This is a genomic window from Bifidobacterium sp. ESL0728 (assembly GCF_029392015.1).
Taxonomy (GTDB): Bacteria; Actinomycetota; Actinomycetes; order Actinomycetales; family Bifidobacteriaceae; genus Bifidobacterium.
On the sequence record NZ_CP113925.1, the window covers coordinates 1,428,565 to 1,451,165 of the forward strand.

13 protein-coding genes and 1 riboswitch are annotated in these 22,601 nt (G+C 55.9%); of the genes, 5 read left to right on the plus strand and 8 right to left on the minus strand.

Going from position 1 to position 22,601, the window contains the following annotated elements; all coding sequences use genetic code 11:
* Positions 1-168: 168 nt before the first annotated feature.
* Positions 169-1,116 (plus strand): zinc ribbon domain-containing protein, encoded by a 948-nt coding sequence (locus OZX67_RS05655; RefSeq protein WP_277141671.1) that lies wholly within the window; start codon positions 169-171, stop codon positions 1,114-1,116.
* Between the two features lie 11 nt (positions 1,117-1,127).
* On the opposite strand, the gene OZX67_RS05660 is transcribed toward OZX67_RS05655, so the two are convergent.
* The 4 genes from OZX67_RS05660 to OZX67_RS05675 all read right to left on the minus strand — a co-directional run bounded on the left by OZX67_RS05660 (position 1,128) and on the right by OZX67_RS05675 (position 9,967).
* Positions 1,128-1,802 (minus strand): GrpB family protein, encoded by a 675-nt coding sequence (locus OZX67_RS05660; protein WP_277141674.1) that lies wholly within the window; start codon positions 1,800-1,802, stop codon positions 1,128-1,130.
* A gap of 23 nt (positions 1,803-1,825) precedes the next feature.
* The gene (locus tag OZX67_RS05665; protein ID WP_277141676.1) at positions 1,826-2,959 is read right to left on the minus strand and encodes a P-loop NTPase; all 1,134 of its coding nucleotides are present in this window, start codon (positions 2,957-2,959) and stop codon (positions 1,826-1,828) included.
* A 253-nt stretch (positions 2,960-3,212) separates the two neighbouring features.
* Positions 3,213-6,032 (minus strand): NAD-dependent DNA ligase LigA, encoded by a 2,820-nt coding sequence (gene ligA, locus OZX67_RS05670; protein WP_277141678.1) that lies wholly within the window; start codon positions 6,030-6,032, stop codon positions 3,213-3,215.
* 197 nt (positions 6,033-6,229) lie between these two features.
* The gene (locus OZX67_RS05675) at positions 6,230-9,967 is read right to left on the minus strand and encodes a tetratricopeptide repeat protein (RefSeq protein ID WP_277141681.1); all 3,738 of its coding nucleotides are present in this window, start codon (positions 9,965-9,967) and stop codon (positions 6,230-6,232) included.
* A 50-nt stretch (positions 9,968-10,017) separates the two neighbouring features.
* On the opposite strand from OZX67_RS05675, the gene OZX67_RS05680 reads away from it, so the two are divergent.
* Positions 10,018-12,480 carry a glycosyltransferase gene (locus OZX67_RS05680; RefSeq protein WP_277141682.1) on the plus strand — a complete coding sequence of 821 codons (2,463 nt, stop codon included), beginning with the start codon at positions 10,018-10,020 and terminating at the stop codon, positions 12,478-12,480.
* Between the two features lie 100 nt (positions 12,481-12,580).
* Here OZX67_RS05680 and OZX67_RS05685 read toward each other — a convergent pair whose 3' ends face one another.
* The 3 genes from OZX67_RS05685 to OZX67_RS05695 all read right to left on the minus strand — a co-directional run bounded on the left by OZX67_RS05685 (position 12,581) and on the right by OZX67_RS05695 (position 16,030).
* On the minus strand, positions 12,581-13,891 hold the full coding sequence (locus OZX67_RS05685) for a pyridoxal phosphate-dependent aminotransferase (RefSeq protein ID WP_277141684.1): 1,311 nt from the start codon (positions 13,889-13,891) through the stop codon (positions 12,581-12,583).
* A 211-nt stretch (positions 13,892-14,102) separates the two neighbouring features.
* Positions 14,103-14,870: a polyphosphate--glucose phosphotransferase gene (gene ppgK / locus OZX67_RS05690; protein WP_277141686.1), complete on the minus strand. Its 768-nt coding sequence runs from the start codon at positions 14,868-14,870 to the stop codon at positions 14,103-14,105.
* 110 nt (positions 14,871-14,980) lie between these two features.
* A complete protein-coding gene (locus OZX67_RS05695; RefSeq protein WP_277141688.1) occupies positions 14,981-16,030 on the minus strand; it encodes a glycosyltransferase in 1,050 nt (349 codons plus the stop codon).
* A gap of 172 nt (positions 16,031-16,202) precedes the next feature.
* Positions 16,203-16,355, plus strand: a riboswitch (FMN riboswitch).
* A gap of 5 nt (positions 16,356-16,360) precedes the next feature.
* On the opposite strand from OZX67_RS05695, the gene OZX67_RS05700 reads away from it, so the two are divergent.
* The 3 genes from OZX67_RS05700 (at position 16,361) to OZX67_RS05710 (ending at position 21,405) form a co-directional block, all read left to right on the plus strand.
* A complete protein-coding gene (locus tag OZX67_RS05700) occupies positions 16,361-17,029 on the plus strand; it encodes an ECF transporter S component (protein ID WP_277141690.1) in 669 nt (222 codons plus the stop codon).
* A 13-nt stretch (positions 17,030-17,042) separates the two neighbouring features.
* Positions 17,043-19,922, plus strand: coding sequence for an energy-coupling factor transporter ATPase (locus OZX67_RS05705; protein ID WP_277141692.1), 2,880 nt, complete (start codon positions 17,043-17,045; stop codon positions 19,920-19,922).
* 136 nt (positions 19,923-20,058) lie between these two features.
* Positions 20,059-21,405 (plus strand): amidohydrolase family protein, encoded by a 1,347-nt coding sequence (locus OZX67_RS05710; RefSeq protein WP_277141694.1) that lies wholly within the window; start codon positions 20,059-20,061, stop codon positions 21,403-21,405.
* Between the two features lie 189 nt (positions 21,406-21,594).
* On the opposite strand, the gene OZX67_RS05715 is transcribed toward OZX67_RS05710, so the two are convergent.
* Complete coding sequence (locus OZX67_RS05715; protein ID WP_277141696.1) at positions 21,595-22,587, minus strand: D-2-hydroxyacid dehydrogenase; 993 nt, start codon at positions 22,585-22,587, stop codon at positions 21,595-21,597.
* Between the last annotated feature and the right edge of the window lie 14 nt (positions 22,588-22,601).

Sequence of the window (22,601 nt, forward strand, 5' to 3'; positions counted from 1 at the left end):
TCATGTTTTAAGGGCTGCCGCATCAAGGATTGTGATGTGACAGCCTTTTGACATGGACAAATTCGATTCCAAGTTTAGTATGCGGGATTTGATAGATTGGTCCATAATATTTATAATTTGATAATTATTATCAAATAACGCTACTTCATATCGGAGGAAGGGCCAATCTTGAGATTCTGCAACAATTGCGGAAAGCCATTGCCAAGTGGCACAGAATTCTGTCAAAACTGCGGGGTCCGACAGCCCGATACACCGCTTCCACCGTTGCCACCGCTGCCGCCGGTACCCATTCCAACCCCTCTTGAGTCGAAACACAGCAATGACGACGACTTGCAAGATCAACCCTGCGAACCTCCAACCCAATCGAGTGAAACCCAGCATACATCTAACAAACAGACGAAATCCAAACAGACAAAATCAAACAAAGTCCAGCCAAACAAACATTACGAATCAACCGGCAAGGATAAAAAGAAAAACAGACATCCCATCATCATAACCATTATTGCGGCAGGCCTGGTGGCACTAGTTATTCTGCTTGCCACCTTCCTCATTCCAAAGCCTTCCGACAATCAGCCCAAGCTTGAAGGCAAACCCGGGGCGCCGGCTGGTGTATGGACAATGAACATCAAGGCACGTGGAGCCTCAATCAGGGCGATAAACCTCAAAGTGAAACAAGACGGCAACGCACAATTGGATGTCCTCAACCAGCCGATGGCCACAGGAAGATTGGTGTTGCAGAACTATGATGCAACAGCAATCACCTATAACGTCAATGATCTTGTAATTGTCGACACCAGATTGGCTGCATCGTCACAGAACACCTCCGCTTCGATCACCATTCCCAGAAGAGGAATCGAAGGCACATGGAAAGTTCAAATGCAGTTGAAGGGTACCGTTCCCCTCGAATACGCCATGAATGTCCGCAAGAACAACACCATCCTGTACACATGGAAGAACCCTCTGCAGTCAGGTTCCACCAACGGCAGATGGCAACAGACCGGCGCCAAAAACGGGAAGAAAACATATTCCGCCACGCTGCCGACGCAGATCATGCCAATCGACCCTGATCTTCCCACTCTTTATGGTTCGCTGGCCTTCGAAATCCCCGATCGCTAATCACGCGGATATCAATCTGTATCCCTGCAAACTGTCACTGATTCCGACTTGACAAGTCCAGCTGCAATAAACGCCCGCGCATAAATCGCTCGGACGGTTTCCTGCTTGCACCGATTATAATCCGATACCAAACCTCCTACAGCGGTGGTATGACTCGCCGCCTCGCTTTTAACGGCACGATACAAATTTCTATCATCGGCATTGTTCCGAAGCCAGTTACGGAATATGAGATGTCGTATGGCCTCAGGCGATCCGAGCGACCATACATGCAGGTTGCAGGATGGCGCGTCACCGCGAAGCATACGATGCCCATACCACCACGGCTCTCGGATAACCAGCCGGAATCCGGCATTTTCAAGTGCAGGAATGTACATACTTTCATCATTGGAATCAGCGACGATGAGATCGATGTCGATTATCGGCTTGGCGGCCAGACTCGGCACCGAGGTGGAACCGATATGTTCGATGGTCAACACACGAAAACCAAGAGCTTCAACGATTGTCTTCCGCAATTGTTCGAAAAGTGCGGGCCATGATGGATCGTAGGGTACGACGGCAATGTCACGTCGATGTTCCACTCCATCGACAAAGGGCGATTGCCCTTCAGGGTCAGGAGCATCATCAAACGTTACTATAGCCTTTCGCAACGCTGCCGAATTCCAGCGCCCATTTTGATTGGTTTCCACATGACTCTTCCTTGTATCTGCCATCAGGAAGTCTCCCCCATTAATTGGGTCGCCAAGTCCTTGAATACACCTGCAACCGGTGTTGATGCGAGAGAACCATCAGGATTGAGGACGGCTGGCCGACCTGAATCGTCGACTTCACGGATTTCAGGCTGGAACGGAAGCTGAGTCAGAAGTGGAACATCATAGCCGAGAGCCTCGGTCAATTGATCGGAAACACGCTGGCCACCACCTTCGCCAAAGATGCACAGACGCTCGCCTTTGTGATCGAAATAGCTCATGTTCTCCACCACACCGCGTACCTTCATCGGCACCTGCAAGGCGACCAAACCGGAGCGTACGGCCACATCGGAGGCGCTGGGCTGCGGGGTCGTGACGACTATCAGCTCGGCATTGGGCAATGCCTGAGCAACCGAGATGGCCATATCGCCCGTGCCAGGAGCCAAGTCGAGCAGCAGCACATCAGGGCTTCCCCACCATACATCGGCGAGGAACTGCTCGAGCGAGCGTTGCAGACGCGGCCCACGCCAGAGAATCGCTCGGTCGGCCCCGGCGAACATCCCGATGGAAATCATTTTGACACCCCAGGCGACCACCGGCATCAACATGCCGTTAAGGTCGGTCGGGCGTGTCTTCACGCCAAAGAGCGACGGCAGCGAAAAACCGTAAATATCGGCATCGATCGCCGCCGTGTCGTAGCCAAGCGCCGAGAAGGTGGCTGCAAGGTTCGCGGTGACCGATGACTTGCCCACGCCGCCTTTGCCGGAGGCTATGGCGAAGATACGGGTTTTCGTGCCGGGCTTGTTGAAGGGGTTCTGCCGACGTTCCGCTTTGAGTTCGCCGACCAGCTTCTCAAGCTTCTCACGGCTCATCGAGCTGATTTCGATTTTGGGCGTGAGCTTCGCGCCGGGATAGGTGAGCACGGCCTGCGTGATGCGTTCGCTGATGGTCTTGGAAAGCGGACAACCCGGCACCGTAAGTTCGACATGGACGGTGACGTCGTAGACGTTGTCGTCCGTGCCTGATTTGACCGCTTTGACAGCTGGAATCATGCCCAAATCGGTGACGGAACGACCAAGTTCAGGGTCGATGACATGGCTCAGACGTTCATAAACCTGTTGTTCAATCCGATGTTCAATCGTGCCGTTATCCGTCATCGTACCTTCCTTTCCACTCGCCTTCCACTGTATCGTTTCCTCAGACGGCTCGCCAGTACCTTTTTGTATCACACAACAGAAAGCGCGAAGTCTATTGCAAAGCCGTCTTCGGTAGGCCAAACCCTACTCGCAAGCAGTCTTCCGAAATCCGCAACCTCCTGTGTCATTGACACCGACGAATATTCGAAATCAAAGAACTTCTAAAGGTCACTTTGGAACCATATCTTCAACTTCAACAGCGAAAACTACGGATTCAGCCTTTCTGAGACTCGGTTTTATCGCCTGGCTCGCCGGTTTCAAGCAATGCCTTGAACTGGGCTTCGTCAAGCATGGGCACGCCAAGTTCCTCCGCCTTGGCTTCCTTGGATCCTGCGTTCGCGCCGACGACTACATAGTCCGTTTTCTTGCTGACGGAACCGGCCGCTTTGCCGCCGCGCTCGACGATGGCTTCTTTCGCGGATTCACGGCTGTAACCTTCCAGTGAACCGGTGACGACCACGGTTTTGCCGGCAAGCGTCTGCGGCAAGGTATTTTCCTCAACACTTTGACCAACCCCGGCCGCTTTCCAAGCCTCAAGAATCTTGCCTCGCCAATCCCCCGGCTTTCTGGCATCAGAGAACCAAGAGACGACGGATTCCGCGATTTCCTGGCCGATACCGTCAATGGCCACAAGGTCATCGACGCTCGCATCTGCGATGGCATCCAACGAGCCGAAACGATTGGCGATAAGGCGCGCGGTCGGCGGTCCAAGACGACGGATGGAAAGCGCGACCAGCACCCGCCAGAGATCAGCCTGTTTGGCCTTATCGATCTCCTCAAGCATCTTCTTGGTGTTCTCACCGGGACGTACATAGACCGGCACAACGCTCATGCCATCACGTGTCTTGCGCCGATGAGTACTGACCACCACAGCATCGGCCGGAACGTTATATCCAGGGTAACCGTCTTGCCGCGATTGCAATGGTGATTGCGCCTGCGCTGGTGCCGAGGTTCCGCCTTGCGCCCGTTCATGCCTAGTTTCACCACCATTAATCATCGACTGGCTTTCGGCAACAGCTTCCGAGCTTGAACCCTTCTCCTTCTTCGCCTCGATCGGAGCCGTCCAGAACGCCGGAACGCGGTGCCACAAGCCCGAACCTCCGCGGCTCTTGCGGTGTTTGCGCTTGCGCCCCTGTTCATCGACATGCTCGCTGACCTCGATGATGGCGGATTCTCGCCACACTTCGACATCCTTCAAATCATCGGCGTTCAGACTGAATACGCCGGCTTCGCTGGTAAGCACCGGCTTTTGCTCTGTCGGCAGTTCAAGTCCGGTCGGCGGTTCGTAGGGCTCCGGTTCCTCGCCGGGGCCGACTTCGATATCGCGCAGATCGGGCGCGTAGGTGGCCACGGTATCCGGCCTATTCTCCTCCGGGTTGGTCAGAGCAATGGCGCTTTGCTCCCCCAGATGTTCGATATCAAGCGCCTTACGGCTGGCCAGGTTCATGACGCGCTGAGTGAACTGCGCCGGACAGCTTTCCACGTTCGGGCAGCGGATGTCCTTGTCGCCTTCCTTTGCCGGAGCCAATTTGGCACCGCAGGACGGGCAATATTCGGGCATGACGAACTCACGCAGCTCGTTTTCGTGGCCTTTGCGCCGTTCCAGCACTGGTCCGACGATTTCGGGGATGACATCACCGGCCTTGCGCACCACCACAGTGTCGCCGATCATCACGTTCTTGTGCTTGACCTCGGAGGGATTGTGCAAGGTTGCGGCGGCCACGGTGGAACCGGCGACGTACACAGGCTGCAGCACCGCCACAGGCGTCACGCGCCCAGTACGCCCAACCTGGACGATGATATTGAGCAGTTTGGTGTTGACTTCCTCAGGCGGGTACTTGTAAGCGATTGCCCAGCGAGGGGCACGGGACGTGGCACCAAGCCGGCGCTGCAGCGCCAGATCGTCGACCTTCACCACGATGCCGTCGAGCGCGTGCTCGATATCACCGCGATGCTCGCCGTAATAGTCGATCATGTCGAGAATCTGGTCGAAGCTCGTGATTTCGCGGTTGTGGGGAGAAACCGGAATTCCCCACTTCTTATAGAGGTCGTAGGCTTCGGACTGATCGTTGACGGCGTCGTGCCCCTCGTTCACGCTCCCGGGCGCCCACTGCAAAAGTCCCAGGCCGTGCGCGTAGAAACTCAGGTGACGCGATGCGGTAATCCGCGGATCTTTCTGACGTAACGAGCCTGCAGCGGCGTTGCGCGGATTGGCGAACGGGGCCTTACCTTCGTTTTCGTTGATCTTGTTGAGCTCGTGAAAATCGTCCCAGCGCATGAACACTTCGCCGCGGATTTCGACGAATCGCGGAATATCTTCGGAAACACCTTGAAGATTCTGGGGAATCGACGCAATGGTGCGCACATTGGTGGTGATATCCTCGCCGGTCGTGCCATCCCCACGCGTCAGCCCTTGTTCCAGAACTCCGTCACGGTAAAGCAAATCGAGCGCCAAACCGTCGATTTTGACTTCGCAGGTCATCGGCAAGGGCTTGCCTTCCGGCCAGTCGAGCGCTTTCAAAACGCCTTCATACCAATCCTTGAGCTCAGCGATGGAAAAGACATCGTCCAAGCTCAGCATCTTGGAAGGAAGCGTGACATCGGGAAATTCATTGGAGAACGTGCCGCCAACACGATGGGTGGGCGATTGCGGGTTGTCCAAAGCAGGAAAATCAGCCTCAAGCGCCTGCAGGCAACGCAGGAATATGTCGTAGGCGGCGTCAGAGGAAACCGGATCGGAATCAATATAATAGGCTATCTGGTCGCTTTCCACCCATGCGGCCACTCGTGCCCAAAGCCGGGCCGCAGCCTCGCTGGAAAGTTTGGAAACATCAAGCTTCTCGAGTCTTGTGGCATCGGCATCGGTATGTTGCAACGCAGCTATCCATTGAAGGGAACCGGGCTCATATTGCGCGGCTCCCTTGTTCTCGCCGGCTTCGGCATTGCCGCTTTCGAAATCCCAGGCCAGCTGGTCGCCTTTCGACGTTGCCTGTGTATCGTTTTTCCCGGTTTTCGGTTTCGTCGACTTGACCATGTTATCTATCCAATCCACACACGAGCCACAATCTATTACAATATGGGTCACGCACTGTTCACTCCGATTGTACGGTCATGTCGGGAAAGCAAGCAACGTTCGGACTGCTCAGAACCGGCTTACGAAACACCACGCTCGAATATGGCACGTCCAAAAGTCAGGTACCAAACCAATCAAGAGACATAAGAAGTCATGGTTTATGCATTGAGCGAACGCAGGAACTGCGCCTGTGCCATATCCATGCCGTCGTCGGCACTGTCATCCATTCTTGCCGCCGCCACCGAAAGAGTACGCGCCGGCACGAAAAGCGCCTTATCCACGCATATACGGGCCGCGTCACGCACGATGTCGCCGACCTCGGTATGCGGCCAGACCGGCAGATCATGGGAGACGAGCACCTGCTGGGCTGCCTCGAAGGATACCGGCACGAGAATGCACTGGGATTGCGCGCGTGCCAGCAATTCCTGAAGTTCGCCGTCAAGCGAGCCAATCTTTCCCGGTGAGATATGTTCGCTCATGATGTAACTGGCGGCAGCCACATCGAAATCGCCAAGCATCCATTCCGCATAGGCCAGACGGTAATAGGCATACGCCGCATCATCACGGTCAAGCGAGACACGCAAAGCGTTCAGGCAGGCGGCACGGGCGGAATTCCAATCCTCTTCGCGCGCCAGCTGAACGGCAAGCCTCATATGAGAAAGCGGGTAGGCCGGAGCGTAAGAAACCATCTGGTTCAAATGCGGCAGCGCGGCCTTCGCGCCCTGCAATTGGGCGAGCACATCGGCCAGTTCCATATGGGCATAGAAAAGATTGTCTGGGATAAGCACGGTGTTCTCATCGCTGGTGGCGAAAAGACGGTTATAGACCACACGTTCAGCATACGAGTTGAAATAACGCGGGGCGCCGGTCGGCGCATAGAGCGCGTCCACTTTCTCGACGGCCTCTTCGAGGCTTGTAATGGCCTGATCGACTTGGCCTGAAAACAGCAGATCACGCGCTTTGACGCGCTCGGCATCCAGATCTTTGGCAATGGTGAAATTGAGATCCGGGGTATCCACTCCGTCAATCAAGGCGCTGCTCACGCTTGGTGCAAGCTTCTTCAATTCGGGGTCACCATTGGCGTCGACAATCGCCATGGCCTGCTGGGCCTTGGTGACGCTGGGCAGAGTGCTGTCTTCGGCGATCCGGTGGAAATCACTCACCGCACGCTGCAACAGGTCGGCCCGTTGGATGGAAAGCCCAGTGATGTTGTCGGTGCCAAGCACACGCCTGGCGTCGCCATCGATTGACGCGTCTGCGAGCTCCGGTTCCTCCTGGCTCCCCAGAGGGGAGAAACGCTTGTCGCGTAAGGTGAACTGCGGATTGGCGTTGCGAGGCATAACACCAACGATGTTGAGCGAGGCGCCGAACTTACGGTAGGTCTCGATGGGATGATCCAACCCATCGGAGGCGATGGCGCGCATGAACTCTTCGCGGGTGAAGGTGACGGTCGCCATATTGTACGCAGTAGGCCCGCTTCGCAACACCGCTAGAGGGTCGTTGCCGTCGGTTCCGTCACCGTTTTCAGTATCGTCTTCAATATCGGTTTGTTGGTCACCCTGCGGCACCGACATGGCGATGCTATCGAGGTCGACGCCTTTCATCAGATCGGCGAATTGGGCATCGATCTGTGCCTCGTCGACGTGAGAATCGTCGCTCGTGGCTTCATCGTCGGAACTTTGAATTTGAGACGGATTCGGATTTTTGAGTTTGCCATCATTGTGCCCATCCACACCGTCAGCATCGGCCATATTCGTGCCGTCCCCATTATCCGAGGCAACGTTGCCTTCTGGATTGCGAGGTGATTGAGAAGATGGCGGGACTTGCGCCGCACTGGTCGGGTTCGTTCCCCGTCCTTCAGTGCTCGGATCGGCATGGTTCTGCGGGCTATCGTCATTTTGAGGTTCGGAAGAATTGTCTGTCGCCGCCCCCTCGGGATTTTGAACCGAAGGCGAAGCAAAAGGCATGGAATCGTGACCAGCCGCCACGGCACCGGCCTGCGACGGATCACCGTGGATATCGCCGTCCTTGGGATCGGCTTTCGAACTTCCCCTTCTCATATCCCCGCCGGGCATGCGTTCGAAAGCGCCCAGAGCCTGTGCCATCAGTTTGGAAATCGCGGAATCCTGCTGTTCTACCGCCTCTTCCAGCCCCATGGAATCGATGCGGATGGAGACGTTTTGGATACTTTCATCGGCGCCGAAGCACAGTGCGGCGATCATCAGGCCGACACGCAGATTGTATCGTTCACTCATGGCCGTACGTTCGTTGTCGCTTAGAGCCACCCATGTATGACGTTGCGAGTCGTATCTGCTGGTGGGCATCATGGTGCGCCCGGCGGTGGTGAAAGCCACTGCGACATTGCCAAGTTCCAGATTGGAACGGAATTCGGTATCGAAACGGTACGGCACCCGTATCTGCCGCAATAGGGTTGAGAGAGCCTGGCGATAGACCCATTCGCCACGAGAAGCTGGGCCAGAAACTCGTGCAGAAGAAACACCGTCATCACCATCGTCTTCGCCGGGAGCATTTGCGGCGATACGGTCTGCGGCCTGTCCTGCTATCCCGATCATTCGTGATAATGAAACGGAACTGGACTCACCCAGGTCCGTGCCCTCTTTCGGCAAAGGTTTCAATGCCATTAATGCCGGATTTTCGAGCAGCGCATGGTCGATCTGTGCCGCCTGAGCACGGGTGACGGTATCCTCGATCGGCAGCGCGCCGGTGTGCGCGTTATGCTCAAGCCAAACGCTGACCGAGGCGAAACGGTTCAGATTGCCTTCGATGTTCAAAGCTTCAAGAGCCGGGGCGAGATTGAGGGAGTCGTCCCAGGTAAAGAAATAGGCACCGGAATAGCTGGAAGTATAGAGGTGCAAAGGTTCCGCCCCATGAACGGCCTCGAGTCCGGCCGACGGTTTCAAAGCCCCCGATTCGCGCATCAGATCGGCAAAATAATCCTCAAGCCCAGAGACGCGCAGACCATGTGTCCTGGCTTCCAGGCTGTCGCGCACGCTGCGGCGAATCGCACCGAGCGGCGCCTCACGGTTGAGCCTGCGAAAGATATTGCCGGCGCCGAAACCGATAAGCTGTCCGCCGATCTGCGGAAGCATGTAGGTGGCGAAGAAAGCGATGGCCATCGCATCCCGGTACTCCAGATTGAGTCTCAGATTCTCGGGCAGGCGGTAACGCATCTGCTCCAAGGTATAGCAGTTGCCGCGCTTGAGCCAGGAGGCGAGCCAGGTCATCTGGCCGAACATGTCACGGCCGACGATGCCGCCCTGCACCACATCGATGCCACGGCCCTCACCAACATCACCGTTCCCCTCGGAAGATGCCGCCTTAACGCGGGAATTTTGAACGGTCTCGGGAGATGTTGCGGATTCGCCTGTCTTGCCTCCCCGCATCCTGCTGTCGTTCGAAAGCGAAAAATCGCCTTCTTTGCCAAAGACCAATGCGGGATCGACATCGTGGGTGTCCATCTGCGGATCACCGCCCAAAAACACGCGTCCCTTGCCGTCGACCAAAGCGACCTGGCAGAATTCATTCGGGGCAAGAAACACTCCGAGAGCGAAAAATCGTCCATCGAGCTGCGGAAGTTGCGCCCATCCCAGCGAAATTCCGCCCGGCACATCGGGAAAATCTTCAAAAATACGACGTTTGACCATCGGCCCCAGCTGGATGGCACGTTCGAAAAGCTCCTGCATCATGGCGCTTGTTTTGGTTTTGCCCTGTGACCGCGACGACGAAGCCGAACCGGCATCATTGACATCATGCCTCGAAACACCGCTGCCCACCAACGTATTCACACGATGCGCGATACCGCGAGCCGACTCAACAAACCTTCCAAAACGCGAAGAAGAGGCGAAATCATGCAAATGCTGTGTGAAATTGGACATGTGAATAATTGTTTCAATTCAGCCAGACATAAAGCTTATAGAATAAACATGTGAACACTTCTTCTCGTAGCTTTCCAGCCCGCCACAAGACCGCCATTTTCGCTCTTCTGGCGGCTGCGGTCATACTCCTGTTGGAGTGTTTCGCATTCAACCTGCAGTTCTGGAGCACCTTGGGGGCCAGTCGCGATTCCGTTTCGGCGTTGAACACGCTTGGCCCGGGTTTGTCCCGTCAAAAAGACGGCACGCTTCTGGTCACGGATCCGAGCTCGGCGTTCCTTACCACAAAAAGTGATGGAAGTTCACCGTACATACGTATTGATCCCGCCGAATCGACGTTCCGTTTCACTTCCCCTTCTGAGGTTTTGGGCTTTGCCGATGCCAGTCAAAATATGGGAAGCACGGCGAAAGGCAAAGCGGAATCACCTCTGACTGCCTTCCATATCCGAGTGGACGCTGCCGGGTACGCCTCCCCTGTCCGTTCGGTTTCGACCGTCATATCCAATTCCCGCTACCTGCGCATTCCCCACCTCAATTCAGCGCAACAGACCACCGATATCAAAGTTTGGGTTGACGAGCCTGCAGGAACCCACGTCGATATCGCAGCCGTCCACGCCAACGTGCGCGTACCATTCCATGCCAGCTGGGGGCGTGTGGCGGCCATGGCCACCATCGTCTTGTTAATTGCATTGTGGATGCCATCTTCTGCGTTATGGCGAATGCGTTTGGACACGGCCAGTATCCGACAGAGGCTCGTTTTTGCAGGATTCATGCTTATCGTCGGCGCGTTTGCAGCGCTCTCCATCGTGCAATCGATATGGGCGGCCAACTCGTCCGCATTCCATGAACCCGGCAATTACACCTATGATTTCAATCAATACGACCACTTGTCCGATTCCCTGCTTCATGGTAAAACATCGATTGACCTGCCAGTGCCGCAAGCGCTCAAAACCGCTCAAAATCCTTATGATCCGCAAACCCGCGAAATGTTGCTTAACAAGGGTGTCACGCCGATTTATTGGGATTATTCCTACTACCAAGGGCATTGGTATTCATATTTCGGCGTGTTGCCGGCCCTGTTGATTTTCGCTCCGTATCGTCTGGTGACCTCGCTGTTCATTCCAGGTGGATTGGCGCTTCCCGCAGGAGTTGCCGTGTCGCTTCTGCTCTTCGTCTTCGTGCTGTTCGGCTCCCTGCTGGTCATCCGTTTGCTGAAAACGCTGAACCCCAAGACCTCATTGGCAACGGTTTCGATGGCCATCACACTTTTCCTGTTGGGCTCACAAGTCGGCTATTTGGCATTTCGTATGAATTTCTATTCGGTTCCATTTGCCGCTTCGTTGGCTTTAAGCGTCATGGGGCTGTGGTTCTGGCTGGGTTCAAAGGGATACCCTGACCGCACTTATGACAAGGGAAAAATCAAAATTCGCAACGAGTCCAAGCCAATATCCTCATTGCATGACACTCCAAAAACAGAAAAATCATCGCGTCGTCATTTGGTTGCCATAGGCGACGCCTCTCCGCTTTCCTGGCCCCATCTCGCCGCAGGCTCGCTGTGTCTGGCGGCGAATTTCGGCTGCCGTCCTACGTTCACTTTGGTCGCTTTGCTGGCGTTCCCGATATTCTGGCCACAAATCCGTTCAATATTCACCAAGTCCTCATCAGCGGAAAAACCTGTCAAACGCAGGGCGATAATCAACACGCTGATCGCGGTTCTGCTACCCGCATTGGTGGTTGTAGTGCCGTTGTGCATCTACAACTACGTCCGTTTCGGCTCCCCCATCGATTTCGGCGAACGCTACCAAATCACCGTCGCCGACATGACACATTACCGCAACTCCCCTGCCAATCTTTTGCCGACACTCGGCTATTACCTGTTCCTGCCGCTACGTTTCTCACGCGAGTTTCCGTTTCTGGCAATCAACCCCACACCGTTGGCGTCCTGGAGCTATACGGAACCATTGGTCGGCGGGCTTTTCGTGTTGTGCCCGGTACTTTTGCTTGTCGTTCTCCTGCTGGTACCCGGCATAAGACGGCGTATCCGTCGTTCCGGCCTGCTGCGAATCGTTCTTACGATGTTGCCGTTGGCCTTGCTGCTCTTGCTTGTCGATATTTTCAAAGGCGGCATCGGTTGGCGCTATATGGTCGATTTCGGGTGGTTGGTAGCTCTGGCGGCTGTTGTGGTGGCCGGCGCCATTCTGGGTGACGCGCGGCCATGCCGGAATAAAACGATATTGAATGAGACTTCCGTCGTAACCGACCACGGGAAATCATCATCGCAGCCGAACCCGCGTAATCAGTTTGGAAGACTGAGGATCCATCGTCAAGCTGCATCCCCGACTTTGCAGCCTCGCATCGATTGGGGTTGTGTCGCCGTGCGTCTTTTCATGTCGATACTGCTCTTACTGAGTATTACCGTGGCGTTCCTGATCATTTTTGTTCCCGGCCGCGAAGACGCCCTGACGCGAACGAATCCGGCATTGTTCCAGGCGGTCGCCTCCTGGTTTGTCGTTTAGAAAATCAGCAGAAGCCGGAAACGCCGCCTTTTAACAATATTGCCATTCAGGAGTATCAATTTTCAAAGACGCCTGGTGGGAAAGCGCTGCCACCCAAATCTCAAACACATTCAAGCTCGCACGATACTGCTGCCAGAACGGCCTTGATATTGCGCTCGAAAACAGCTGGTTCCGGCAGCAGGGAGACGGCAAGATAGCCGTTTTCGGTCATATCAAAGTAATAGCCGGGTTGGCCGGTCAGGTTGAAGTCATGGATCAGGCGCAGCACCAGCGCGTTTTCGTCGATAACCGAAGGGAATCTCAGAAGCACGTTCCAGCCACCTTCGGCACGCAATACCGACACCAGACCGGACTCGTCCTCGTCCAGCATGATATGCAACCGTTTAAGATTGGCGCTGGTGCGTTGCTGCACACGCTTTAGCTGCCCCGGAACAGCTTCAAGCAATTCCGGCATTTGCTCGGCAATGATGTCGCTGAACGGCAGGTAATCGTCGGCGATGATGTCGAGCCGACGTTGCGCTTCGGCCACCAAATCCTTCGGCCCGCTGACCTGAATCCAGCCGACTTTCGCGTGAGGGGCAGCCAGCAGCTTCGAAAAGCCGTCAAGTGCAAAGGTCAACGCACCCTGCTCCCCTGCCAGCCGACGGTTACCTTCGAAAGGTTCCAGCGAATAATCGAAAAACACCTCGTCGGCGATAATGGCGATCTCATGCTCGCGGCACAACGCCACCAACGCCTCACGCTCGTCGGGTTTGATGTACGAGCCGGTCGGATTATTGGGATTAATCAGGACGATCGCCTGCACCTTCCGGCCTTTCGGACTTTCCAAGAGCTCGCGAAGCCACGCGACGTCGATAAACCAAGAACCGTCGAAGCGCAGCTGATATTCCAGCGTGTCCACATTCTCCAGCCCGCCGATGGATTCTATCAGCGGATAGCCGGGCTTAGGGCCCAACACGATATCGCCCGGGTCACACATCAGCTTGAACAGCCATGTGTAGGCCTCGGATGTGGAGCTCAGCAGGTAAAGCCGATCCGGGTCGACGGGCGCAGACCGATCCTGCAATCGACGTTCTGCCGTCTCGCAGAGATTGCTGTCATCATCACTTGAAATCGATGCCGCAGTTGAACCGTCATCGTTCTGCTGCACACCATGATTGCGATACGGATGTTCCGCTGCCAGTTCTTCGGCATTTCTCTTCATCAGAAACCGGGCCAACTGTGTTCGTGCCGCCAACGGCCCACGCGGCTGCGCAGTATAGACGCCCGGCACTTCCTTTGGGGCGAGACCATGCTTCGTCGGGTTGGAATCGTTGACGGTTTCAAGCTTAATCCCTTGGCTGCGAACTTCTGCTTCGGCTTTGGCGATGGGATTGAGTTTGGTCGAACCAACCCTGGACGAAAAACGCATGATCTTCCTGTTTCCGGATAGTGATTTCAAGACTTCGGGCACCGCAACACAAGGGACGCCGTCAACTTATCATCGACCGCTGTCATCCCCGCAAACCATCGACGTCAATCGATGCGCGATTACCAAAGACGATTCTACTTCAAGACCTCCAACCGATACAAAAAATTCCGCCCGGCTTTCCAACCGGACGGAACCAAAAAATATCAGATAATCAGACGAGCTTGGTAGTCGCGTAATATGCCGCGCCCACGATGCCCGCCTCGTTGCGCAGCTTGGCCTGCACAATCGGGGTTTTGATATCGATGTACGGCAGGAACTTGTCGGCCATACGGCTGACGCCGCCACCGACAACGAAAAGGTCAGGGCTGAAATACTTTTCGAGCAGACCGTAATACTTGGTCAGGCGCTTGGCCCACTTCTTATAACCAAGGCTCTTCTTGTCGCGCACTGAAGATGCCGCGTACTTTTCGGCGTCACCCTTGCCCTTTTCAAGCTGGATATGGCCGAGTTCCGTATTCGGAAGCAGCACGCCATGATAAATCAGCGCCGTGCCGATGCCGGTGCCGAGCGTGGTGGCGATGACCAAACCATCCTCGCCCTTGGCGGCACCATACTGCTGCTCCGCAAGACCAGCGGCATCCGCATCGTTGACGACGGTGACCGGACGGCCGCACGCCTTGGAGAAGACCTCGGTGACGTCAAGACCAATCCAAGACTTGTCGAGATTCGCCATGAAATCGAGCGACTTGCCAGGCTTGATGGGAGCGGGGAAGGCGATGCCCACCGGGGCGCCCGCAGGCACCTCGAAATGCTCCAGCTCTTGGCGCACAATGGCCGCGACGGCATCAGGCGTGGAGACTTCAGGCGTAAGGATCTTCAAGCGCGGCAGGGCAAACTCGCCCTTTTCCAGATCCACTGGGGCCGCTTTGATGCCCGAGCCACCAATATCAACGCCAAAGGCCTGTGCTGTCTCAATCATCGCTAACCTCTCTTGGTAACGGAACAAAAATAATCGTTGACATTGTACCGCACTCGATAGCCAACACGCTTGCATCAATGGTTGAATTAAACCTGCAAGCGCATAATCTTCTACTTTGACTCTTTTTTCAGCGGCGGCATGGGCTGCCAGTTCGGGTCGTGCAGAAGCTTGCGCGAATCGACCCATCCTTTGGCAATAGCCTTGAGTCCCGGCTTGACGTGCTCCCGGTCGACGGCGAAGAGGCGGATAACCTCTTTGACGGCCGTAAGAAGGGTCCCCAACCCGAAGAGGGCCGGTCGATAGTCACCGTGTGTCATGAAGTAGCGGGCCATATAGCCGCGGTTGCGCATGATGTGATACCGGTTCATGTCGGAGGTCGAGTTGAGCTGGCGCAGGCCAGCGATGTCCCAGTTGCCGATATCACGGGTGCGCTGGATGATCTTGTCGTTGACCACGATGGGGTCGGTCACCTTGCTGGCAAGATAGCCGTAGATCGTATCGTCCCAATAAATGAAGAAACGCGGGTCGGGCAGGCCAATCTGCTCGACGATGTTGCGGCGGAAGAGGCCGCCTTCGAAGCACATCGTGTCCATCGTACGGTAACCGGAAGGCCCGAACGCGGCGGGAGCGATGGGATTCGGGATGCCGAGAGGAACGATAAAATCGTACTGCCAATAAAAGTCACCGCCGTCATAGTCAAGACGCGACCCCTGAATCACGTCGTGACGCAGCGTCCATTTGGCCAACTGCCCGATGGCGTTGGGGAGCACAGCCACGTCGTCGTCCATCACCCAGAACCATTCGGCGCCAAGCTCATAGGCTTTCTTGACCCCGTTCGAGAATCCGCCGGAACCTCCGATATTGCCCTCTTGCGGCGCATAGACCACACGCTCGGTGTTGCCGCTTTCGTCCGGTCCGGTCTTGCCCCACTGGGCATTGATCGCATCGGAAAATTGACCCACCATCACTTTGGTGTCGTCACTGTGCTCGTTGTCGACCACAACCACGCGCCAGGGGGCGGCCTTGAGCCCCTTGATCGAATCGAATAGCCTTGCCAGAAGCTTCTGCCGCTTGTAGGTCACCACGACGATGGCGAGCTTCTCAATCGGCGATTGCGCCGAACTAGCGACATCCTTGCCTTCGACGGTATCAGTTTCCATACTTTTCTCGTTTTCGCACATACCCCTATTCTTGCACCCCCACACGATGGCGGCAAGAAGGGCGATAAGAGCAATCTTCGGATGCACCCCAATATGTGTATCCCATATCGATATTTATCGTAGTGTGCAAAATCGTTTGACTTTTGGCTAGGCGTACGGGTATAGATAGGGACGTAAGTTTCAGGGAAGGTGAAATTCCTTATTGGCGGTAACGACACTGTCGGTTTCATAACGACAGCATTGCCGAAGCCCGCGAGCCGCGGAAGCGGTCGATCCGGTGAGAATCCGAGGCCAACGGTTATAGTCCGGATGAAAGAAACGGGGCTCATCATGAGCGATATTTCTGATACCCAAAATTCGTCGATTGACGACGATGGTTCCACAAAAGTCACGGAATCCGCCGCTGCCGGAAACGGAGCGGAAACAACCGCTCCACACGACAAGACGCAATCCTCACACTCCACCGGTGTGGCCGACAAGGGACGTTGGTCGACGCAGCGCATCGCGATTTATGCACTCTTCGTAGCGCTGGCGATGGCCGCCTCGTTCATCGAGTTCCCCATCATGCCGGGTGTTCCGTGGCTCAAATATGACCTTTCCGGCATCATCTGCCTGGTCGCAGGTTTCGCGTTCGGCCCGATGGCGGCGTTCATCGTCAGCGTTCTGAGCTGGATTCCCCACCTGTTCATGAACCCGTGGGGCGCCATCATGTCCATCGCAGTCTCGGTGTTCCTGAGCGTTCCGGCGGCCATGGTCTACAAGCACATGCGCACCCGCGTCGGCGCATTGGTCGGTATTCTCGTCGGCGTGGTCTTCGGCCTGATCGCGGCCATCGGTGGCAATATTCTGATCACCCCGATCTACGCCCACATGACCACGGCTCAGGTTCTGAAGATGGTCGTGCCGATTCTCCTGCCGTTCAATCTCATCAAGTTTGCCATCCACGGCGTGGTCACCTTCATCATCTACAAGCCGATTTCCAACCTCTTGAACCGCTAGGAATTAGCAGAACATGACTACGGTTTCCCGTACACACACCGATGTCGAGCCTTCTGAGCCTCACAGCGACGAAGGTTCGGCTTCGGCCTACCTTCCCGGCGAAAATCTCGGAAAAGCCCGCAAACATTCCCCTAATGCAAATTCCATCAAGCAAAATGGTAAAGGGGATGTTGACGCGACGAACAAGAAAGATGGAGCAAACAGCCTCAATGGTTTTGCAGCCCAGCTCGATAATGTCCGATTCAGCTATGACGGCGGCAAAACGTGGGCTTTGAATGGCATCGATCTTACTATCCATAATGGCGAACGAGTCTGCTTGGTCGGTCCGAACGGATCAGGCAAATCGACGCTGGCGCGTTTGATTGCAGGTCTTGCCGCGCCCGATGACGGCTCCGTGACTTTGCTGGGTTACGACGTATTCTCTTCGGGAACACCGCACAGCGACCTTTATCGCAAAGCGCGAAGGGATATCGGCGCGGTTTTCCAGAATCCCGCGGACCAGATCATTACCACCGTGGTGGGCGACGATGTGGCGTTCGGCCCGGAAAACCTTGCCCTTGAACCCGACAACATTACCTCGCGGGTTACAGAATCCCTCGACGCGGTCGATATGCACGACTTCCTGTTTGACGACCCCTCGCGTATGAGCGGTGGCCAGCAGCAGCGCATTGCCATCGCCGGAATTCTGGCGATGCATCCCAAGATGATCGTACTTGACGAGCCGACGGCGATGCTCGACATCGAAGCCCAACACGATGTATTACGCGTTCTTGACAACCTCCAGTGCTCCGGCACCACCATCGTTCACGTCACTCACCGACCCGAGGAACTCAAGGCTGCCGATCGCATTCTGAGTCTCGAAAACGGGAGGCTTGTCGAACTTTCGCAGACGCAGGCCGCGTTGAAGCTTTCAGTGACCAACGCCGACGACACCGGCATGCTGAAACCCGACGGCCTTATCATCGAGGCAAATCCGGCAAATCCGAATGACAATGCAAGCAACAAACCTGTGCATGCCGAAAACAGTTCGGCAAAAACCGCAACAAACCCTTCGGAGCAATCCGATCATTCTTCAACCCGAAAAGCCTGGCGCGACAACGATGCCGGCAAGGAAAGAGAACCTTCCGATTCTGCATTTCCCTCAGGTGAACCCGCCATCAGTTTCGAGCACGTATCATTCCGCTACCCCAAGGCCGACATCGACACACTTCATGATTTTTCGATGAGTATCGAGCAGGGCGAAGTGGTCGCTATCATGGGCCGCAACGGAACCGGCAAATCTACACTGACCCGGCTGATGACTGCGTTATCGAAACCCGATAGTGGCACCATCAAAGTAGCTGGCATTGATTTGAATTCCATGTCAAGACGCGACAAGAAAGCGTTGCGTTCCAGTGTGGGGCTAGTGATGCAGCAGCCGGAGCACCAGCTGTTCGCCGAAACCGTACGGCAGGACGTGGCCTACGGGCCAGGCAACCAAGGCCTGCCACAGCAGGTGGTCGACCAGCGAGTAGACCGGGCATTGGCTTTGCTCGGTATCAGCGAACTCGCCGAACGTTCCCCCTTCTCGCTTTCGGGCGGGCAGCAGCGACTCGCCGCCATCGCCGGCATCATCGCCTGCGACCCACGTATTCTTATTTTGGACGAACCGACCGCCGGACTCGACGCGACGGCCAGCGAGCGCATCTACGCACTCGTCCGTACCCTCAACGCGCACGGCGTGACGATAGTCCTCATCACCCATTCCCGACGTCAGGCACGTCAGCTGGCCGACCGTGTCATCACTCTCGGCAAACCATTCGATGATGGTAATGACGGAAACAACGTAACCGATAATTCCAATCGGAACGAAACCGCACAACAAACGTCGGAATCAAACGAAGACGGACAACGCGAAGATGCCGTGGAACATTCTTCGATCAATGAACATCAGGAATCATCCAAAGGCACCTCTAAAGCCAACCTAAACAAGCAATCCACCGACAAGCCTCGATCAACCGGCACGCACGAAGCAGCAGCCGACAACGGTAACCGATCAACCGGCGTCCGCCAATCCGAGCGCAGCAGGCAATCCGCAGATAATGCCAACATCTCCAAAACCACCCAGCAAACGAGCATCATCGAACGTCTTGACCCGAGAGTGAAACTGGTCGTGTTCCTTGTGCTGATGTTCACGTCGTTCATGGTCAGTTCCCTGCCACAACTCGGCCTGACCGCGCTGATGGTCATCGTTCTTGCGGCCGCTGCGAAACTTGGCCCGAAACGTCTGTTCCGTTCGATGCGCGGATTTTTGGTATTGCTTTTGGTGATGGGTATCATCAACATGCTCTTCGTGCGTACCGGCAAACCTCTGGTGACTTTCTGGAATTTCCCGATCACCGACGAAGGCGTGATGGCCGCGGTACTCTATACCTGCCGTTTCGGACTGGTCATTCTGCTGGGTATCATCCTGCTGCAGACCACCACACCCACGGCACTGACCGACGGATTCGGCTCCCTGCTTTCCCCGCTGCGCCGACTGGGCTTGCATACCCAGGAACTGGCTTTGGTGATGAGCCTCGCACTCCGTTTCCTGCCGACACTGGCCGACGAGGCGCACAACATCATGGACGCGCAGGCGGCACGTGGCGGCAGCATCGAAACCGGCTCCCCCACCAAACGAATCAAGGCGATAGTCGCCATCATCGTCCCGATCTTCGCCGGCGCGCTGCGCCATTCGGACAACCTTTCGCTCGCGCTTGACGCTCGCAGCTATGAGGAAGGCATTCATCGCACCCACTGGCATGCCATGCGCATCAGGGGCAAGGATGTGGTCTTCGTCATCCTGTGCGCACTCTATCTTGCGGTGCTGCTGAGTCTTAAAACCGGGATTCTTTCGGTGGTGAGGTTATAGACAAATTCCATAAAATCTTCGTGCGACAGCAACAAAACGAGGGACAAATTCATCTCTTTCGCGACGTTATTTACCAAATCCTGATAGAGTGGGATTGAGCTTCATCTCAAACTGTTTTGCCTATCAAGGAGACGATATGCACGCACCACGTAACACCGCGATAGAACCATTCGCCATCGAACACGCCAGTGTAGCCACCGGCGACGAGGATGGTCGCGTCTTAAACGACACTACCGTCGTGGTCGACGGCCTGGGCAAGATTCGCAAACTCGGGCCCTCAAACGCGGTCATAGTACCTCCTGGCTACCACCGCCTCGACGGCACCGGCAAATTCGTCTCCCCCGGCATGATCAACGGCCATACCCATACCTTCTCGCAAGGCAAGCCGCTCGACCCCAAGGGCAGCACTCCCGAAGGCCAGCGCAAAACCGCGAAAATCATGCATTCCGCCCCAGGCAAGCTCTTCATGTACGAGACCAGCAAGTCCAACATCATGACGCTGCTGAACTCTGGAGTCACCACGATCCGCACCGTCGGCGACGTCGGCTATGAAGTCATCGCCATTCGTGACCGAATCAACTCAGGAAAGATGGTCGGCCCGCGCATCATGGCCTCCGGCCCGATGCTCGCGATTCCCGACGGCCACGGCGCACCGCTGGTCGCCATGGAAAGCTCGACTCCCGAGGAAGCCCGCAGCGAAGCCGAATACAGCATCGACCATGGCGTCAATGCGTTGAAAATCGCGGCCACCGGTGGCGTCACCGATTCTCAGGTGCTTGGCGAGGCCGGCGCCCCGCAAATGACGGTCGAACAGATGCGCGCCATCTGTGAGGCCGCGCATGCCAACGACATCATCGTCGCCGCCCATGCGCAAAGCGAGGAAGGAGTTCGCCGTGCCCTGAAAGCCGGCGTCGACACCATCGAGCACGGTTGCACGCTGGACGACGAGCTGACCGAACTCTTCCTGAACAACCCGAACTCGCTGCGCGGTTTCAGCGCATTGGAACCCACACTTTCCGCGGGTCTGCCGATGAAATACCTTTCGCAGGAAACACTCAATATGACCGACATCCAGATGGAGAATTCAGTGCCCGTGATCGAGGGCATGGTCAACGGCGCGAAGCAGGCGCACGAAGCCGGCATCAAGGTCGGCGTCGGCACTGACTCCGCAATGCCCTTCGTGCCGCAGTACGGCACCTGGCGCGAGATGGCGTTGCTGGTTCGTTTCGCCGGATTCACCCCTGCCGAAGCATTCCACGCCGGCACGCAGGTCACCGCCGAAATCCTTGGCTTAAGCGAAGTCACCGGTTCGTTGGAAGTGGGCAAGTCCGCCGATCTGCTGGTACTTGAAGAAAACCCGGTCGACAATCTGCGCACCCTCGAAAAGCCACTGCTTGTGGTCGCAGCTGGCCACCCGATCTTCCATCCCCGGGTCGATCGCTTCGAAGAGATGGAAGCCCAGCTGGATGAGGCTTACAAGTAAAATCCGATTCGTTTAGAGCAAAACCAGGAAATCCGCCCCCGATACATTTGTTGGGGGCGGATTTTCTGTAGTTGACTAATATGGGATCCATATCGATCGCCAAATCCGATGTATCACAATCATCAAATCATAGCGACAAATGGAATCCACATCCAAACGTTACAAGGAAAAGGAAAATCCAAGAGGGACTCAGCGATGCGCATTGTCCTTGAGAGGCTCGCCGTTGACGTAACGGCGCACGTTGGCTACAGCGATATCGACGATATGGGCATCGTTGCTGGCCAGATGGCTGCCGCCGGCGACATGCGGGGTCATGATGCAACGCGGTGCGTCCCAAAGCGGATGAGACTCGGGCAACGGCTCCGTTTCGAAAACATCAAGTCCTGCGCCTCGAATGATATGGCGATTCAAGGCATCGGCCAGAGCATCGTCATCTACCGCATCGCCACGCCCGCCGTTGATGACGATGGCATCTTTCTTGAGCAGGGCAAGCCTGCGCGCGTCCATAAGGTGGTGGGTATCGGCGGCCCTCGGCAATGAAAGCGCGGCTACATCGGCCTGCGGCAACAGTGCATCCAACTCATCGAATCCATGCATCTCATCGATACCATCGACGGGCTTGTCGGCACTGCGACGCACGCCGACAGTATGCATCCCCGCGCCCTTGGCAAGGCCCGCGAAATGCGATCCGATGTCGCCGGTGCCGATGACCAAGGCAGTCGCACCGTTCGGGCTGAGTACCGTCCCCTCGTCCTTCCATTGATGCGCCGACTGATCGCGAACATAAAGTGTAAAGTTCTTCATCAGCGCCCACATCATGGCAATCATGTGTTCGCCTACGGATTGGCCATAGGCGCCTGTGGCGCTGGTAATCTTCACGCCTTCCGGCAACAAACCCGGCTTGATATAGGCATCGACACCCGCACTCCAGGTCTGCAACCACTCGAGACTGGTGAATTGGTCGGCGATGGCCGGGTCGAAATTGCCCAGCACCGCCGTTGCTTTTCCGCGCAGCTCCTCAGGAATCTGCGCTTTCACCTTCATGTCGCCATAATGTTCAGGATCACCGCAGAATTCAATGGGCACATCGCCCGCAGCCTCGATGAACCGCTGCCTGTCCTGTCCGTCAACGGGTATGCAGTTGACGATAAGTTTCTTAACCTTGCTTGTTTCCCCTGTCATGGCCACTCCTTATC

Bases quoted from the DNA above. Each gene is read 5' to 3' on its own strand.
- OZX67_RS05665 (WP_277141676.1), bottom strand. From the start codon at position 2,959: ATGACGGATAACGGCACGATTGAACATCGGATTGAACAACAGGTTTAT.
- ligA (WP_277141678.1), bottom strand. From the start codon at position 6,032: ATGGTCAAGTCGACGAAACCGAAAACCGGGAAAAACGATACACAGGCA.
- OZX67_RS05675 (WP_277141681.1), bottom strand. From the start codon at position 9,967: ATGTCCAATTTCACACAGCATTTGCATGATTTCGCCTCTTCTTCGCGT.
- OZX67_RS05685 (WP_277141684.1), bottom strand. From the start codon at position 13,891: ATGCGTTTTTCGTCCAGGGTTGGTTCGACCAAACTCAATCCCATCGCC.
- ppgK (WP_277141686.1), bottom strand. From the start codon at position 14,870: ATGATTGAGACAGCACAGGCCTTTGGCGTTGATATTGGTGGCTCGGGC.
- OZX67_RS05695 (WP_277141688.1), bottom strand. From the start codon at position 16,030: ATGGAAACTGATACCGTCGAAGGCAAGGATGTCGCTAGTTCGGCGCAA.
- OZX67_RS05700 (WP_277141690.1), top strand. From the start codon at position 16,361: ATGAGCGATATTTCTGATACCCAAAATTCGTCGATTGACGACGATGGT.
- OZX67_RS05705 (WP_277141692.1), top strand. From the start codon at position 17,043: ATGACTACGGTTTCCCGTACACACACCGATGTCGAGCCTTCTGAGCCT.
- OZX67_RS05710 (WP_277141694.1), top strand. From the start codon at position 20,059: ATGCACGCACCACGTAACACCGCGATAGAACCATTCGCCATCGAACAC.
- OZX67_RS05715 (WP_277141696.1), bottom strand. From the start codon at position 22,587: ATGACAGGGGAAACAAGCAAGGTTAAGAAACTTATCGTCAACTGCATA.